The organism is Bariatricus sp. SGI.161 (genome assembly GCF_050313695.1).
In the GTDB taxonomy this organism is placed as follows: domain Bacteria; phylum Bacillota; class Clostridia; order Lachnospirales; family Lachnospiraceae; genus JAFBIX01.
The window spans coordinates 63,367-80,916 of the sequence record NZ_JBNPLX010000004.1 but is presented as its reverse complement, the minus strand read 5'-3'; the positions used below and the strand labels follow the sequence as shown (position 1 = coordinate 80,916).

General features: G+C 42.2%; 17 protein-coding genes and 1 tRNA gene. 5 read left to right on the top strand and 13 right to left on the bottom strand.

The features are described from left to right. Positions 1-49: 49 nt before the first annotated feature. Positions 50-1,834: a bifunctional homocysteine S-methyltransferase/methylenetetrahydrofolate reductase gene (locus tag ACQRBH_RS03785; protein WP_427760930.1), complete on the top strand. Its 1,785-nt coding sequence runs from the start codon at positions 50-52 to the stop codon at positions 1,832-1,834. Here ACQRBH_RS03785 and ACQRBH_RS03780 read toward each other — a convergent pair. The 13 genes from ACQRBH_RS03780 to ACQRBH_RS03720 all read right to left on the bottom strand — a co-directional run bounded on the left by ACQRBH_RS03780 (position 1,829) and on the right by ACQRBH_RS03720 (position 13,744). Beyond that, positions 1,829-2,749: an alpha/beta fold hydrolase gene (locus tag ACQRBH_RS03780; protein WP_427760929.1), complete on the bottom strand. Its 921-nt coding sequence runs from the start codon at positions 2,747-2,749 to the stop codon at positions 1,829-1,831. The genes ACQRBH_RS03785 and ACQRBH_RS03780 overlap by 6 nt on opposite strands. Beyond that, complete coding sequence (locus tag ACQRBH_RS03775; protein ID WP_347376177.1) at positions 2,750-4,120, bottom strand: citrate/2-methylcitrate synthase; 1,371 nt, start codon at positions 4,118-4,120, stop codon at positions 2,750-2,752. A 50-nt stretch (positions 4,121-4,170) separates the two neighbouring features. Beyond that, on the bottom strand, positions 4,171-5,052 hold the full coding sequence (gene rsmA, locus ACQRBH_RS03770; RefSeq protein ID WP_427742755.1) for a 16S rRNA (adenine(1518)-N(6)/adenine(1519)-N(6))-dimethyltransferase RsmA: 882 nt from the start codon (positions 5,050-5,052) through the stop codon (positions 4,171-4,173). A 163-nt stretch (positions 5,053-5,215) separates the two neighbouring features. Beyond that, a complete protein-coding gene (locus ACQRBH_RS03765) occupies positions 5,216-5,662 on the bottom strand; it encodes a hypothetical protein (protein ID WP_235231987.1) in 447 nt (148 codons plus the stop codon). 7 nt (positions 5,663-5,669) lie between these two features. Beyond that, complete coding sequence (locus ACQRBH_RS03760; protein ID WP_427760928.1) at positions 5,670-6,326, bottom strand: hypothetical protein; 657 nt, start codon at positions 6,324-6,326, stop codon at positions 5,670-5,672. Between the two features lie 91 nt (positions 6,327-6,417). Continuing rightward, positions 6,418-6,975 (bottom strand): TetR/AcrR family transcriptional regulator, encoded by a 558-nt coding sequence (locus tag ACQRBH_RS03755; protein ID WP_427760927.1) that lies wholly within the window; start codon positions 6,973-6,975, stop codon positions 6,418-6,420. A 43-nt stretch (positions 6,976-7,018) separates the two neighbouring features. Beyond that, positions 7,019-8,365 carry a citrate/2-methylcitrate synthase gene (locus ACQRBH_RS03750; RefSeq protein WP_427760926.1) on the bottom strand — a complete coding sequence of 449 codons (1,347 nt, stop codon included), beginning with the start codon at positions 8,363-8,365 and terminating at the stop codon, positions 7,019-7,021. Beyond that, positions 8,337-8,855: a hypothetical protein gene (locus ACQRBH_RS03745; RefSeq protein WP_427760925.1), complete on the bottom strand. Its 519-nt coding sequence runs from the start codon at positions 8,853-8,855 to the stop codon at positions 8,337-8,339. The genes ACQRBH_RS03750 and ACQRBH_RS03745 overlap by 29 nt, the downstream gene beginning before the upstream one ends. A 49-nt stretch (positions 8,856-8,904) precedes the next feature. Continuing rightward, a complete protein-coding gene (gene groL, locus ACQRBH_RS03740; protein ID WP_427760924.1) occupies positions 8,905-10,518 on the bottom strand; it encodes a chaperonin GroEL in 1,614 nt (537 codons plus the stop codon). A gap of 34 nt (positions 10,519-10,552) precedes the next feature. Then, entirely contained in the window at positions 10,553-10,837 is a 285-nt protein-coding gene (locus tag ACQRBH_RS03735) for a co-chaperone GroES (RefSeq protein ID WP_235231993.1), read from the bottom strand. Between the two features lie 216 nt (positions 10,838-11,053). After that, on the bottom strand, positions 11,054-11,485 hold the full coding sequence (locus ACQRBH_RS03730) for a MarR family winged helix-turn-helix transcriptional regulator (protein WP_235231994.1): 432 nt from the start codon (positions 11,483-11,485) through the stop codon (positions 11,054-11,056). A 99-nt stretch (positions 11,486-11,584) separates the two neighbouring features. Next, entirely contained in the window at positions 11,585-13,510 is a 1,926-nt protein-coding gene (locus tag ACQRBH_RS03725; protein WP_427760923.1) for an AAA family ATPase, read from the bottom strand. A gap of 161 nt (positions 13,511-13,671) precedes the next feature. Then, positions 13,672-13,744, bottom strand: a tRNA-Lys gene (locus ACQRBH_RS03720). 141 nt (positions 13,745-13,885) lie between these two features. Here ACQRBH_RS03720 and ACQRBH_RS03715 point away from each other — a divergent pair. The 4 genes from ACQRBH_RS03715 to proC all read left to right on the top strand — a co-directional run bounded on the left by ACQRBH_RS03715 (position 13,886) and on the right by proC (position 17,423). Continuing rightward, positions 13,886-14,401 (top strand): DUF6512 family protein, encoded by a 516-nt coding sequence (locus tag ACQRBH_RS03715; RefSeq protein ID WP_427760922.1) that lies wholly within the window; start codon positions 13,886-13,888, stop codon positions 14,399-14,401. 121 nt (positions 14,402-14,522) lie between these two features. Then, the gene (locus ACQRBH_RS03710; protein ID WP_235231997.1) at positions 14,523-15,224 is read left to right on the top strand and encodes an L-2-amino-thiazoline-4-carboxylic acid hydrolase; all 702 of its coding nucleotides are present in this window, start codon (positions 14,523-14,525) and stop codon (positions 15,222-15,224) included. Positions 15,225-15,256: 32 nt separating this feature from the next. Continuing rightward, positions 15,257-16,546 carry an amidohydrolase gene (locus ACQRBH_RS03705; RefSeq protein ID WP_427760921.1) on the top strand — a complete coding sequence of 430 codons (1,290 nt, stop codon included), beginning with the start codon at positions 15,257-15,259 and terminating at the stop codon, positions 16,544-16,546. A 79-nt stretch (positions 16,547-16,625) separates the two neighbouring features. Beyond that, entirely contained in the window at positions 16,626-17,423 is a 798-nt protein-coding gene (proC, locus tag ACQRBH_RS03700) for a pyrroline-5-carboxylate reductase (protein ID WP_427760920.1), read from the top strand. Positions 17,424-17,550 lie beyond the last annotated feature (127 nt).

Here is a 17,550-nt window from a genome sequence, read left to right as displayed (position 1 = left end):
TTTCAATATACCACATTACAAATTTAAATCATAAAAAGGGAATATACATATGACGATTCAAGAATATTTACAAAGAAACAAATTAATTACTGACGGTTCTTTTGGAACCTATTATGTCGGGAAATATCAGACAGACGAGATCCCAGAGGCTGCAAACACAGAGTATCCAGACCGCGTCAGCAATATCCACCACTCTTATATTGAAGCTGGTGCCCGGCTGATCCGTACAAATACATTTGCATCTAACACGGTATTGCTGTCTTCTGACTGGGCTTCGGTGGAGCAGAATATCCGTGCAGCAATACAGCTTGCAAAAGATGCGGTCAAAAGCAAAGACATCTTTATTGCCGGTGATATCGGTCCGATTCCAGATACTTCTTCTCCGAATACCGAGACAGATCTTCTGGCCGAAGAATATTACCAGATAGCAAGGATATTTGCCGAAGAAGGAATTCAAGTACTGACTTTTGAGACATTTCCTGACATGGAACATATTCTTCCGGCAATCTCTCGTATTAAAAAAGAATATCCACTTTTTATCATGATGCAATTCTGCGTAGACCAGTTTGGTTACAGTGCTTCCGGACTGAGTGCAAAGAAATTGTTGGAAGAGGCAGCTTCCGTACCAGAGATTGATGCAATCGGCCTGAATTGTGGTGTTGGTCCCGGACATATGAACCAGATATATGGAAAAGTAGATCTCCATTCAGACAAATACCTGATAGCTCTGCCAAACGCCGGATATCCCAAACGTCTCCGTGGACGCCAGATCTTCTTTAACAACAATACAGATTATTTTACAGAAAAGATGACCGAACTTTCCGCTGCCGGAGTTGACATTCTTGGAGGATGCTGCGGAACAAATCCATCTTTTATCAAGGCAATTTCGTCTGCACTGGACATCCGACAATCAGTAAAATCTGCTTCTATCCTGTCTCACACAGAAGTCGAAGCATACAAAAAGAAATCCGGCTTCTTCTGTCAGGAAGACGGTACTGTCAAAGACAAAAAGCTCATTGCCGTAGAACTTGCCCCTCCAGTCTCTGCCAATGATGAGAAGCTTCTGGAAGCAGCACATTTTCTGCGCAATGAAGATGTAGATGTACTGACTTTCCCAGACTCTCCGTCCGGAAGAACACGAATCGACTCTGTGCTGATGGCCGAAAAGATACGACGTTCCACAGGTATGTGCGTCATGCCGCATATCTGCTGCCGTGACAAGAATGCCATCGCCATGAGATCTCTGATCTTAGGCGCACATATCAACGATATTCATAATCTGCTGATTATTACTGGTGATCCGATTCCATCTTTGGCAAGACAGACGGTAAAATCAGTATTCAACTTTGACTCTGTAGGTCTGATGAAGATTGTAAGAGATATGAACCAGGAATATTTCCCAGATGCACCGATGGTTTACGGAGGCGCAATCAACCAGGGAAGACGCAATATTGAAGTGGAGATTAAGCGAGTAAAACGTAAGATGGAAGTCGGTGCTGAATTCTTCCTGACTCAGCCGGTTTTCTCTAAGAATGACGCTGATCGTGTCCGCTACATTAAGGAATCCACCGGAGCTCGGATTCTCTGTGGAATTATGCCTCTGATCAGCAGAAAAAATGCATCATTTATGAAAAATGAAATCGCAGGTGTCGATGTTACTGATGAGATCATCCAACGATATCCGGAACATGGCACCAAAGAAGAAGGCGAAGCAGTCGGTGTTGCAATCGCCAGAGAAATCATAGAATACACCAAAGACTTCGCAGATGGATACTATTTTTCATTTCCATTTAATAGAGTCCATCTGCTGAAAGAGATTCGAAAGTCTCTATAGACTCTCAATCCATTGATATAAGTCTTCATACACTTGTTCACGGTCGGTCTCATTCAGGATCTCATGCCGGTCTCCTTCATAGAGATGCATGGATACCTGTTGCATTCCGGCCGTTTTATACTTTTTATATACTTTTTCGACTCCTTTTCCAAATGCTCCCACAGGATCATCTGCTCCTGCCACGAACAGTACCGGTAAGTCCTTCGGGATACGTTCCATGCTCTCTTTTCGTGTCAGTACTTTCATCCCTTCAAACATCTGGTAATAGCCGCCCAGTGTAAACATAAAGGAACATAACGGGTCATTGACATATTTCTGTCTGTGGTCTTTATCCGAGGTGATCCAATCTTTTGAAGTCTCTCCAGGTTCAAATCTTTTATTATAGCTGCCAAAGCTCAGTTTATCGACGAATCTGCTGCGGTATCTCCAACCCTTGAATGCTGCGATCACACGGCATACCAGCTGCCCCATGTTCAATACCGCACCTCCCTGATATCCAGTTCCCATGATAATCGCACCTGACAGACCTTTTCCATACATGGTCAGATATTGCCGCAGCAAAAATGATCCCATACTGTGTCCTAACATATAATAAGGAACATCTGGATATTTTTCAGTCGTCATCTCCCGAAGCTTCTGAATATCACCAATGACAAACTGATTCCCTTTTTTCTCTTCAAAATACCCATAATCTTCTTCATTGCGTATGGATTTTCCATGTCCAAGGTGATCATGCCCCGTTACATAATACCCCCGCTCACACATATATTCTGCAAAATCATGATATCGGTTGATGTATTCCACCATACCATGGCAGATCTGAAGCACTCCCTTAACTTCTCCTTCCGGAATCCATTCTACTGCATGAATCTGCGTCACTCCATCCCGGGAAGGATAACAAAATTCCTTTTTCATCTATCGTTCATCCATTCTCAGATATGTTTTATGCTCAGCCAGCGGCTTATACGCCGGTCGGATAATCTTATCAACATTCTTCAACTCTTCCAGTCTGTGCGCACTCCATCCTACGATACGCGCCGCCGCAAAGATTGGTGTGTATAATGACGGCGGAAGATCTAACATGCTGTACACAAGACCACTATAGAAATCTACATTTGCATTGACACCCTTATAGATCTTTCTCTTTTCTGCAATTACTTCCGGTGCCAGACGCTCTACCGTCTCGTACAATGCATACTCATCTTCATAGCCCTTTTCTGCAGCAAGCTGCTTCACAAATCCCTTGAAAATATCAGCTCTTGGATCAGATACAGAGTAGATTGCATGGCCCATTCCATAGATTAACCCCTTCTGATCAAAAGCTTTTTTATCCAGAAGATCATAGAGATACTGCCGAACCTCATCCTCATCTTTCCAGTCTTTTACCACGTTTTTCATATCTTCAAACATCTGTGTAACTTTGATGTTGGCACCTCCATGCTTCGGCCCCTTCAAAGAAGCCAGTGCCGCAACAATCGTAGAATAGGTATCCGTTCCAGAAGAAGTTACCACATGTGTTGTAAATGTAGAGTTATTACCTCCACCATGATCCATATGCAGTACCAAAGCCATATCCAATATCTTTGCTTCTAACTGTGTATATTTTCTGTCCTCTCGAAGCATCATCAGGATATTCTCCGCCGTAGATAATTCTGGAGATGGGGCATAAATGAACAGATCTTCGCCCAGGCGATAATTGTACGCGTGATAACCGTATACCATCAACATCGGAAACTGACTGATCAGATTCAGACACTGCCGCAGCACATTCGGAATCGATGTATCATCTGCCAATGCATCATAGGAATACAGGCTCAGGATAGAACGTGACAGACTATTCATCATATCTCTGCTCGGTGCCTTCATGATCACATCTCTTACAAATGTCGGAGGCAATGTACGTCGTTCTACCAATGTCTCATGGAACATCTCCAGCTCCTTTGCTGTTGGCAATTCTCCAAACAGCAGAAGATACGCAACCTCTTCAAATCCAAAGTGCCCATCTTCCAAAAATCCTCTTACCAGATCTTTAATATTATATCCTCGGTAATACAGATTTCCTTCACAAGGGACCTCTTCGCCATTCACGATCTTCTTCGCACATACATCAGAGATATTCGTAAGACCCGCCAGAACGCCTTTTCCATTCAAGTCACGAAGGCCCCGCTTCACCTCATACTTTGTATATAATTCCTTGTCAATTGCGTTATTTTTATTACACAATTCTGCGAAATGTTCTATCTCCGGTGTAACCTCAAATAATACAAATTCTCCTTTTCTCGCCATAGGCAGCACTCCTTTCTTTCTCTTCTAATCTATTATCTTATTGCGCATACTTAATCATTATGCGAATATTTCCACAAATAATTACTCAGCCCTGCAAATTCTTCCAACGTAAGAGCCTCTCCTCTGACGCTGGAGCCCTTCCCCAAAGACTCTATTGCTTCTGTGATCTCTTCTTTTGAAAATGATAACTTGTCTGAATTATTCAGGCCATTGGCCAGAGTCTTTCTGCGCTGGTTGAAAGATGCCCTTATAATATCAAACATCAGGCGTTCATCCTTCACTTCCACCGGTGGCTGTTCGTGACAGGTAAGCCTGATGACTGCTGACCCCACCTTGGGTCTTGGCATAAAACAGTTTGGCGGAACATTCGCCACAATATACGGCTCTGCATAATACTGAACAGCGAGCGACAATGCTCCATAATCCTTATTCCCCGGTCCGGTCTGCATCCGGTCTGCAACTTCCTTTTGCACCATGACAGTAATGCTCTCTACCGGTACATGATTCTCGAATAATCCCATAATGATCGGAGTTGTAATATAATAAGGAAGATTCGCCACTACCTTGATCGGCCTTCCCTGATTCTCCTCATTGGCAAGCTTCTGGATATCCAGCTTCAGAACATCTTCATTGATAATCGTCACATTCTCATACGCACTCAGTGTGTCCGATAAGATTGGAATCAGATTCTTGTCAATCTCTACCGCAACGACCTTTCCCGCTGCCTCTGCCAGATACTGCGTCATCGTTCCGATACCCGGTCCTATTTCCAGCACCATATCTTCTCTGGTAATCTCAGCTGCACGGATAATCTTATCCAGTACATGTGTGTCGATCAAAAAATTCTGGCCAAATTTTTTCTGAAATGTAAAATTATATTTCTGCAAAATCTCAATGGTATTCTGGGGATTTCCTAAAGTCGGTTTACTCATAGATCTACTCCTGATTTTTATAGTATTTTGTTATTATACAATATTTTCAGACTTTTTGATATGTCTAAAGAATTAAATAATAATTAAGAAAATGTGAATTTATATATCAAAAAAAGGATTCACCTTGGTTTTCAACCACTGTGAATCCTTTTATATTCCTATACTATACCTCTATGTTGTGTTCACGATATCCAAAGAACATCAGCCAGAACAACACTCCGGCAAGTGCCAGCGCACACCCCAGCCCTGTGTAGAACACAGCAATGAATACATCCGGCACAAGCCCGGAGCTGCGAAGCCAGATTCCGCCGCCCATCATTACCGCCATGATACAGTACGCCTTAAGATCGAAGAAATGCCATACCGGGCGGAACTCTTCTTTATAGCCCTTGATCCGCTTGGTATGCTTGATGCTCATTTTATAAAACATCATTCCAAACGCAGCAAAAACAAGAACGGATAACAAGATATGTATTACTGAAAACGGCAGGATCTTCTGATAAGAAAGTATGCCAAGCCTTGCCACATTAAATCCGGCAATCATCCAGACACAGCCTGCAACCGCAAGCAATGTACGCTTTTTTACATGAAAGAAAGAACGTCTGCTCATAGAATCATCACCGTCCCATCGCTTTATATCCTATCAAAACACCCCACACATAAGCACATGTCTTGGGAATCATCAACATTCCAACCGGCGGCACGGTATCTGCAAACAAAACCACCGGAATATAACATGCAAAGCTTATGACCACCGCAAGCCACAGAAACCGAAACGGCTTATCCTGTTCTGCCTTCGCACTGCGATAAAACAGAACCACAATCAACACACCAAGAATGGTGAACGGAATATTACGGTAAATTCCCCAAGAAAGTGGTGCCTCAGCGCTCATCCATGCATTCTGCGGCATCAGACATAATACAATACGCAAGAGTGCCAGAATCCACACAATCATTGTAAGTTCTTTTTTATCGTTGACCTGATACCGAAGCCGCCATACATAATAGAGCAGCACATAGAATAATGTCATTGTAATGGATGTAATCAGTTTCCCGACACCAAGCGCTGCCGTATAGTTTTCTAATCCTGTCGTACAGAGCGCAATCGCTCTTGGTACGAGATGGAATGCATCCCCGCATCCAAGTACGACCGCCATCATCCCATATAGAAAATATTGTCTGCGTCCCTGGCTTCCACGAATCATAAGAACACCAAGTGTAATAACCGACACCAGATATACGATATCAAACAGTGTCTCAAAAATTGCCTGCATAAGCTCTTCCTCCTTAGGTGAACATTGTTCATTTTATTTGAAAAGAAAGCCCGTCAAAAGACGGGAATTCTATTATATGAATCAATAATTATTAGTAAATCGTTCTTCGTATCGTCTCTTTCAACACTTCACAGCTTGTCTTTCCCTGTATAAGTAATAACAACAAATTGTCTAGCACAAAATCAATAAACTCCATTTCTGTAAATGCTGAAGAAAATGCCTCTCCTGATACCCGGTCATCCGCCTGTAATACCTCCAGCATGCCTGTTTTCATATGGTTGAAATAATGCTTCATTGTGCTTTTTGCCTTCCCTTTTTCAGAGTTGGCGATACTGACAGAATGCGCTGTGAAAAAATCCGGGTAATCTTCAGCACCTTTCTGTATACATTCAAAAATATACGCTACATATTCTGGGAAAGTGAAGTCCGTTGGGCACTTGTGATCCATATGGAAAATCGCTTTCCATATATCTTCTACAATCGCAAGCAGTAATTCATCTTTATTAGAATAATAATTATATAATGTCCCAAGTGCAATATGACATTCATCAGCAACGGATCGCATATTCACTGCAGATAACCCTTTGGAAGCCACAATCCCTCTGCACACCTGAAGGATCGCTTCTTTTGATGTGATACCTGTATTCAATATACTCACCTCCTATGTGAACATTGTTCATCATAGCATTTTCTTACTCAATTGTCAATTTCTCCTCCATCACGCTCATGTAAGCCGGACGTATAATCTTATCTGTGCAGATCAGTTCTTCGATGCGATGTGCACTCCAGCCGACAATCCTTGCAATTGCAAATATTGCTGTGTATAATTCCTTTGGAATTCCAAGCATATCGTACACAAATCCACTGTAGAAGTCTACATTCGGGCTGACTCCTTTGAATATATGGCGTTTCTTGGCAATCAGCTCCGGAGCAAGCTCCTCTATATTTTCATAAAGTGTCAGATCTTCTTCTCTTCCTTTTTCTTTTGCAAGCTGCTTCACATATTGCTTGAACACTCTTTCTCTCGGATCAGACAGCGAGTAGACTGCATGGCCGATTCCATAGACCAGACCCTTCCGGTCAAATGCCTGTTTATCAATAATCTTATTCAGATAGGCTGCTACTTCCTCTTTATCCGCATAATCTTTTACATTTTCCCGGATATTTTCCATCATTTCCATGACCTTGATATTCGCTCCGCCATGTTTTGGCCCTTTCAGGGAGGACATTGCTGCTGCTATCGTAGAGTAGGTATCCGATCCGGAAGAAGTTACGACTCTCGTTGTAAAAGTAGAATTGTTTCCTCCTCCATGCTCCATATGGAGAATCAATGCAGTATCCAAAACTTTTGCTTCTGTCGGCGTATACTTCATATCCGGACGTAACATTCGAAGAAGATTTTCTGCGGTAGACAGCTCTGGATCAGGATTGTGAATATACATACTCTGATTATTTTCATAATGGTTGTATGCATGATAACCATACACAGCAAGCAGCGGGAATTCACTAATTAACTGGATACATTGCCGAAGGGAATTGCTGACACTGATATCTTTCGCATTCTTATCATAAGAAGCCAGGGTCAGAATGCTCCTTGTCATAGAATTCATGATATCCTCAGATGGTGCTTTCATAATGACATCCCTGGTAAAATTGGTCGGCAGCGTCCGGCATCTTCCGATGATATCACGAAATGTTGCCTCTTCTTCCTTTGAAGGCAATTCGCCCATCAGCAGTAGATAAGCAATCTTTTCGAATCCCATCTGATCCGGTCCCAGACTGTGAATCAGATTCTCCACCTTATATCCTCTGTACCACAGCTCTCCATCACAGGGAACCTTTTTATTGCCTTCTATACGTGTTGATACAATCTTTGATATCTTCGTGAGTCCTGTCAGAACACCATTTCCATTCTCATCACGCAGGCCTCTGTTTACACCATACTCATCATACAGGCGCCGGTCAATGTTATCATTTTTACGGCAGATATCTTCTTCTCGTTTTGTATAATCATTCATCAATTCCATCATCTCTGTCATTTTCTTCCGACACCTCCATTTCTTCTATCTTACTGGTCATAACGGTATCCAGTTGTTTCATCATCTGTAGTAATTTAATCAGATTCTCTTTTCCAAATGCTTCGATTACTTTTCCATAATAATCTTTCAGACAGGCTTCTTGTCTGGCAAGCAGACTGCTTCCCGTATCTGTTATTGTGACATAGGTCCCTTCTTTTCCACTTCCATCATGGGACCACAGAACCAGCCCCCGGTCTTTTAATTCCGTTATCATCTTGGAAGTCTGCCGAATAGTCATCTGCATCTTATCAGACAGATCTTTTAAATAAGTCCTTCCTTCATATATGATAGAACTCTTACTCTCTGAAGCAATCATATGCAGAGCAATGTATTCGGCCAGGGTCATTTCACAAAAAAGTTCTCGGATTTTACCCCTGTTCATCAGGTAATGTCGATATATCAGTTCATTCGAAAGCTCTGCTACTTCATTATTCTCTAATAAGTTCTTCATACATCTATCACTCCGAATCAGCTATCTTTTATCGGTCTTCCTATTTATCCTAATACATATCCGGCTGCGGAGATACTGCCGGTGCTGCTTCCTTGACATCTGCCACAGCAGCTTCTGTAGTCAGAAGTGTAGCCGCTACGCTGACGGCATTTGCAAGTGCATGTTTTGTGACCTTGACAGGATCGATAATTCCTTCTTTGAGCATATCTACATACGTTCCATGAATTGCATCGAATCCAATTCCATCTTCACTTTCTTTTACTTTATTTACAACGACAGAGCCTTCCAGTCCTGCATTTTCTACAATCGCGTAAAGCGGTGCTTCCAATGCTGTTGCTACAATCTCTGCACCTGTCTTTTCATCGCCCGTCAGTGTTGCTGCAAGTTCATGGACTTTCTTCTGTGCATGGATATACGCAGATCCGCCGCCGCTGATAATTCCTTCAGACACTGCAGCTTTGGTAGCGTTCATTGCATCTTCCATACGATATTTGGCTTCCTTCATCTCGGTCTCTGTTGCTGCTCCGACACGGATCACTGCAACACCGCCGCCTAATTTGGCAATACGATCCATCAGTTTCTCTTTGTCAAAATCAGATGTTGTATCTGCCATCTGTCTTCTCAGGCTGTCAATTCGTTCTTCCACTCCGGCTTTGTTACCCGCGCCATCAACGATGGTTGTATTCTCCTTGGTAACTTTCACGGATCTGGCACGTCCAAGCATATCCATTGTTGTGTCCTTCAGCTGCATTCCAAGATCGTCCATAACGACCTGTCCACCCGTCAGAGTTGCAATATCCTGCAGCATTTCTTTCCGATTATCTCCGAATCCAGGAGCTTTTACTGCAACAACCTTTAAGGTTCCTCTTAATCTATTTACGATCAATGTAGTAAGAGCTTCGCCTTCTACATCTTCTGCAAGAATCAGAAGCTCTTTTCCCTCTCTCATGATATTTTCCAGAATCGGAAGAATGTCCTGAATATTAGAGATCTTCTTATCCGTCATGAGGATATATGGATTCTCCATATTGGCAACCATCTTCTCTTTGTCATCACACATATAACCGGAAAGATATCCATTATCGAACTGCATACCTTCTACCACATCAATTTCTGTCTTCATGGTCTTGGCTTCCTCAATGGTGATGACTCCATTCTCTCCGACCTTTTCCATCGCATCTGCGATCATCTCACCAACTTCTTCGTTACCGGCAGAGATGGCGGCAACCTTTGCAATATGATCTTTTCCAGTTACCGGCTGGCTCATCTCCTCCAGCGCTTCACAGACAGCATCGGAAGCTTTTTTCATACCTTTTCTCAGGATGATCGGATTCGCTCCGGCCGCAATGTTCTTCATTCCCTGGTTGACAAGTGCCTGTGCCAGAACGGTTGCTGTTGTCGTTCCGTCACCTGCGATATCATTCGTCTTCGTTGCAACCTCTTTAACCAGCTGCGCACCCATGTTCTCGTAGTGGTCTTCCAGTTCAATATCCTTTGCGATTGTCACACCATCATTAGTGATCAATGGCGCACCATAAGACTGCTCTAATACTACGTTCCTTCCTTTTGGTCCAAGTGTTACTTTTACAGTGTCTGCAAGTTTATTGACACCTATCTCCATTTTCTTTCTTGCATCAATATCAAAACTAATATCCTTTGCCATAATGAATTCCTTCTTTCTCTGAACTTTTCAAAATCTATTCTACAATTGCCATAATATCGCTCTGATCTACAATAATATACTCTTCATCATCTATCTTAACTTCTGTTCCGGCATATTGAGAATATATAACTTTATCCCCTTCTTTTACCTGCATACCGCTACATTTTTCGTCGTCTCCCTTTCCAGGTCCAACCGCGATCACAACTGCATCCTGTGGTTTTTCTTTGGCACTGTCTGGCAGGATAATTCCAGATTGTGTCTTCTCTTCTGCTTCCTGTTGCTGCAAAATAACTCTGTTTCCTAATGGTCTTAATTTCATTACAATAACCTGCCTTTCATTTTTGTCAGCACTCTTTCTATCCGAGTGCCAGGTTTAGTTTAAAAAATATATTACTCCTCGCGAAGTAATTATTTTAATTTTAAACTGTTTATTTTTAAAGTATTATATCACTTGTTTTTTCTTTGTCAACAGAGTTTATACTTTTTTTTAAATAAAAATGCAAAGCATATTTTTATACCTTGCATTTTCATCAGACTATATGATATTTTCTATATTACTTTTTATCTTCAAGGAAACTTCCAGAAATACCCGAAGTTCTTCTTCTGATATTCCCTGCAGGATCTGCCGGTTCATCTCTTCTCTTCTTTTTGCCATCTCTGCAACAATCTCTTTCGCAGAATCCAGTACTTCATAATGCACATATCTACGATCATTTTCGTCTGGAATCGCCATAATAAACTTCCGCCTGCACAGACTGTCAACCGCCTGTGAGATATGGCCCCTGTTCATCATTAATTGTGTATGGATATCCGTGGGAGTGTTATGGCTGCCGCAACGGGATAAGAAATACAAAATCTCTAATTCTGCTTTTTTCAAGTCATATTTCTGGCGTAATTCTATACTTTGTTCATCCAACAGTTTCTTAAACTGTCCGCCTTGCAAGATAGATTCCATCTGTCCGTCCATAACATCACCTACTTTTTCAAATATTAAGTATCATTTTATCAAATAAGAGAATGTAAGGCAATAAAGGACTTGCGAATATTTATGCTCAAGAATAACAAGCTATTCTCTTTTTTCCCACTTTACTTCTGCTTTCTTGCCATAATGCGCCAGCCCAACATAATACACTGTCCCTTCCATCTGTGCATCATACTTCTTTTCCTTCGCCTGCCGTATTGCATCCAGTGCCAATTCTTCCAGACTCTGTGACTTGTCTCTGGTATATTTGAATTCCAGTATCATATGTGGCAGTTCTGGTTTTCTGGCATAAAGGAGAATATCTCCCCTTCCCATTCCACTCTCCCGGTTACTTTGCACATCATAATATGGATGCAGAAAAGTACACATTCCTAGCATCATCATATGATAGCTGTTCTCACTTTTTAAATCATGACAGGATGGCAGATTCATTAGAATCCACTGATATTCTTCTGCAAATCTCTCCATAGCCTCTGTTCTCAGATTCAAGAGCATCAGGTCAATATGTCCTTCTTCTACCTGCATATAAAATGCTGTAAGTTCCTGAAAAGCCTTCCACACTTCATAATTTGGAATCCGAAGCTTATAGATTCCTTCACTTAATTCCTCCTGGACCGTTACCATCCCTGCGTTGATTAACAGTCCCCAAAGAGAAGCATCATCCTGCTTCTCATAATATGCCATTGACAGTTCTGCACTGACAGTTGCTGTTCCTTTTTCAATCAATTCATTATAGCCACGGGAAAAAGATTCGCCCCGCTGCGCAAGTGCATTTTTAATGATACTGTTCTCACTGGTATTCAGCCAATAGGCTTCTAGCTTCTTTCTGGATGCATAACATGTTACCGACCACGGATTATATACCTCCTCTGTACCGAACAGATATCCGTCATACATTGCCTTAATATCACTTGAAAATTCCAGTTCACAATATTGCAAAAGTGCTTTGACTTCCTTCTCTGAGAATCCAAAACATTCTGCATATTCCGGATCTTTTACCGTACAGACAACCAGATTATTGAGTCCGGAAAATATATTCTCCTTGGCAACACGCTGCACTCCAGTCAACATCGCTTTTTCAAGAGACGGATTCCCTTTGAGCGAAGAGCTTAAAAGTTCTGCCAGTACGCCACGTATATTCTCATAATATCCGCTATCATTTGCAGAAATAAATGGTGTATCATATTCATCTATAAGAAGGTATACCTTTTTCTCATAATATAATTCCATCAAATGACATAATACAGAAATCGATGCAACAAGATAATTTCTCCCCTTATCATCCATTTCCCTCTGGCAAAGACAGCGATATATCCTCTGTGCCTGCGCATTCTGCTCCTTGGGCAATCGCGCTTCCTTCCATACAAATGAATACCGCTGATATTCTTTTTGAATCACATCACATAACTTATACAACATCTCGTTCGCCGAACTGCCCTTGACATTCAGAAATGACAGAAATATGACCGGATGTTCATTCATCTCTTCCATGACATAGCTTTCGGTAACTCTGGTCCCTGCAAACACATCGCCGGAATATTTTGTACAATCCAGGAATTCAGCCAACATGGACATATTTAATGTCTTCCCGAATCTTCTGGGGCGCGTGACCAGCGTGATCTGATACCAGGATTCCAGGAATTCCTCTATCATCTTCGTCTTATCCACATAATATCCGCCTTTTTCACGCAAACTACGAAAATTCTGTTCTCCAATTACCAGCTTTTTCCTGATATTCTTCCACGACTTCTTATGCTGCGCCTGATAGGATACCATATTCTCGCACAACACGCCATACCTTGCTGCCGGTGCTCTTCCAAAGAGTTCATCCATCGAACAATCCAGCACATCTCGAATCCTCTCTAATGTCTCCAGATCCGGTGATCTCTTTCCTGATTCGTAATTCGTATAAGTGGAACGGGAAATATTCAACTTTTCTGCCATCTCTGCCTGCGTATATCCCCTTACTCTGCGCAGATGCATCAAATACTCATGAAATTTCGTTTTCATGTCCGAATCAACTCCCTTTGTACTTTCCTAAAGTATAACATGTAATGTTTCATATCGCAACATTATGTCGTGTCGTATTGCAACATTTTATTGTAAAAAAATACAGCAAAAAAATCACCGCCCCCAACGCTCTCATGTCGCCAAAAACAGTGATTCCTAAGTGCGCGATCAGGGGTTCGAACCCTGGACACCCTGATTAAGAGTCAGGTGCTCTACCAACTGAGCTAATCGCGCATCTACTATTGATTTTTATTGCGTCTTCCGTAACGCAATTGATATTATATAATAGCATTCTGAAAAAAGCAAGTGTTTTTTTATATTTTTTTCATATATTTGCATTTTCCTTCATATACTAGTGAAGGGAGGCGTATTGTTATGAAATTTTTATCAAAATATATTGACGCAAAAGACAAGCCTTATATACTTATCGTAATTGTTCTGGGCTGTCTGAATCACTTTTTATATGATATTTCTGGAAAACTGGCAGGGGTCTCCATATTCTGTCCGGTAAATGAATCTACCTGGGAACATTTGAAGCTTTTGTTCTTTCCTTTTCTTTTCGTATCTGTTTTCCAGTATTTTAAATTTCACTTCCATACAATTCGTTTCTTCTATTATCGATTTATCGCTGCTCTATGCGGAATACTTTCTATTATTGTATTATTTTACACGTATACAGGAGTCATAGGACAACATTTTCTCTTCGTTGATCTTCTTATCTTTATTTTTAGTGTTTTTCTCTCCTTCTCCATCTGTCATTATCTACAGCAAAGAGAACTTACGCTTCCTTCACAGACTATTGTATTTTCTCTTTGGATTCTGGTATCCATATGTTTCTTTGCTTTTACCTGCTTTCCACCAGATATCCCTCTGTTTTTTCCCACACTCTGACTCTTAATCAGGGTGTCGACGAATTTATTTCACAATCCACAAATCCGCAATGCATTTTTCAGATAACTGTAGTATAATTGTGTTGATACTTTATTACGTTACAAGAAAGGAGCGTGGGATTATGGAAAATAAACCTGTTCAATGTAAGATAGAGCACCATGCAGTTTTATTTGCACTCTTTGCAAAACACGCGATCGAATTATGCGGTGAAAAAGGAAAAGAAGCCATTCTTACCGGAATGACTACCTATGGCAACGAACGAGGTGCCCGTATGGCTGCCAACGCAATTGCCCATGGAGACCCGCTGACAACCATGACTAATCAGGCATATGGTGAATGGAAACCCGATTACAACGGTCAGATGGAATTCGGCCAATTGAGAACCGAGCCAACGCTGCAGACCTACATTTCCAAGTGTGCCTGGTGCGATGCCTGGAAAAAACACGGATTGACCGAATACGGCAAATTTTATTGTGTCAATGTTGACAATGCAGTTTACCAGGGATTCCGTTCTGATTTTGTCTGCACTCCAACTGCCACTTCCATGAGCTGGGGCGGAGAAAGATGTGAATTTGACTGGGGATATCCTCTGACACCTGATGAGGTCACTCAGCTCGCAGAAAAGAAAAAAGAGCTTGGAACTTCCTGCATGAAAGATTTTAATTTTCACACTGCTCATATCAAGCACACAATCAGCAAGACATTAATCGATACTCTTGGTAAAGACGGGCAAAAAGCTGTTGATCTGGCATTGAAGGATTATGCCGACACCTTCGGTCAGGAATATCTGGATGTCCTGGAAAATGTTTATCCGGCAGAGTAATTAAAAACACATTGACTACAAGGAGGTATGACATGAACCATGAAGCAGATGCGACGAACATTATCGCATCCTGGATTGACCAACATAAGCCAGAACTAATCGAAACCGCCAGCTACCTCTTCCAACATCCGGAACTCGCCTACCAGGAAACTCTTTCCTCCAGATATCTGGCAGAATACCTGGAAGGTCATGGATTCGAAGTCACATATAAAACAGCCGACATTGAGACCGCATTTACCGCTGTATGGCATAGTACTCCTGTTCAAGAAAAACCAATTATTGGATTCCTTGCAGAATACGATGCACTTGCAGAACTGGGACATGCCTGTGGGCACAATCTTCTCGGCACCGGAGTCTGTGCTGCAGCCTGCGCATTAAAAGCAGATATGAAAAAAAATCATACACCTGGAACGATCCGCGTGTATGGTTGTCCGGCAGAAGAGATCATGTCCGGCAAGATAAAAATGAATGAGAAAGGGGTATTCGATGATTTGGATGCAGCCGTCATGTGGCATCCATTCGACCGAAACCGTATAAGCAACGATATCTGGCAATCTCAGGATATCAAAAACTACACATTCCACGGCATCAGCGCCCACGCTTCCAAGGCACCGGAAGCTGGTAGAAGCGCACTGGATGCAGCGGAACTTATGAATATTGGCGTCAATTATCTAAGAGAACACGTCCCCGGCGACGTCCGTATGCACTATGCATACATCGATAACGGCTTGCCGGCAAATGTCGTCCCCGACTTTGCCAAGACCAATTATTTCATCCGATCCGCCAAACGTGCCCGTACCGAAGATGCAAGCATCCGAGTCGACAATTGCGCCAGAGGCGCTGCCATGATGACTGGAACATCCGTCGACATTGAACTGGTCGGAAGTTGCAAAGAGATGAAAGTCAACCGTCCATTGACCGAGATCTACTACAAAGCCATGACTCAGATTCCGACCCCTGAATATACAGAAGAAGAACTCGCCTTTGCCGCAGATATTACCCGCGAGGCAGGCCTTCAAAATAACGGTATCTACTTCACCGGATTAGAACCACTGGAAGACGAACCAGTCCCCATATCCATTGGAACAGACGCTTCCGAAGTAAGCCATACCGTTCCCCTCATCACAATCAGCGCAGCAACCATGTGCAAAGGCACACCACTGCACCACTGGGCAGCCGCCAAACAAGCCGGAATGAGCATCGGCCACAAAGGAATGCTATACGCTGCAAGATGCATGGCAGAAGGAACAAAATTATTACTTGAGAAACCAGAAAATTTACAAAAAGTATGGAAGTATCATTTGGGGACACCCCATTTATAAAAAAGTGACACCACAAATGTTAAATGGGGACGTAGTAAAATTGCATTTTACTACGTCCCCAATAAAGGAGGTACATAATATGATTACAAAGAAAATTGGAGTTATTGGATGTGGTAACATGGGTGGCGCTATTCTCTACGGCGCATTGGAAAGTGGCGTTCTCCCTAAGGAGAATGTCTATGTATATGACATTAATCCTGTTATGATGGAAAAAGCCAAGGGCTGGGGTGTGAACCTTGCTAAAGATGATGAAGATGTCTGCTTAAGCAGCGATATTATCCTCTTGGCCGTAAAACCACAGAATGCTGCCGAAGCGTTATCTCAATGTAAAAAAGCGTTAGATGAAAAAGCAATGATGTCAATCGTTGCCGGAGTAACCGTAGAACGCCTGAGAAATATGATTGACGGTACTCCAAGGATTCTTCGCCTATTGCCAAATACTCCTGCTATGGTATTCGAAGGAGCATTCGCAATCTGTTCCGACAATGACTTTACAGAAGAAGAATTAGAGATTGCAAAATCCATTTACAGCACAATCGGAATTATTGAAATGGTACCGGAACACTTGATTGATGCTGCCTGTGCATTAAACGGCGGTGGTCCTGCTTTCGTTGCTATGTTCATTGAAGCCATGGCCGATGGTGGAGTAAAACAGGGGCTTCCTAGAAAAACAGCTTATCGCCTTGCAGCACAGACTGCTCTCGGTACAGCCAAAATGATTCTTGAAAAAGAATTACATCCAGGTGAAATCAAAGACATGGTAACCTCCCCAGGCGGAACAACCATCGAAGGATGTGAGGCACTGGAAAAAGGCGGCATGAGAGGTGCCGTTATCGACTGCATCAACAAAGCCGCTGAAAAATCCAAGAAGTTATAGATGGGAATTTAGATGAGTTAGTTGGTGATTGGGTGTGTACGGCGAGAGGATGGATGGGATGGTTGCCATTGCGGAGTCCTTCGCTAAGAATCCATAACAGGAAAAGAAGCAGATATTTTGTGACCAG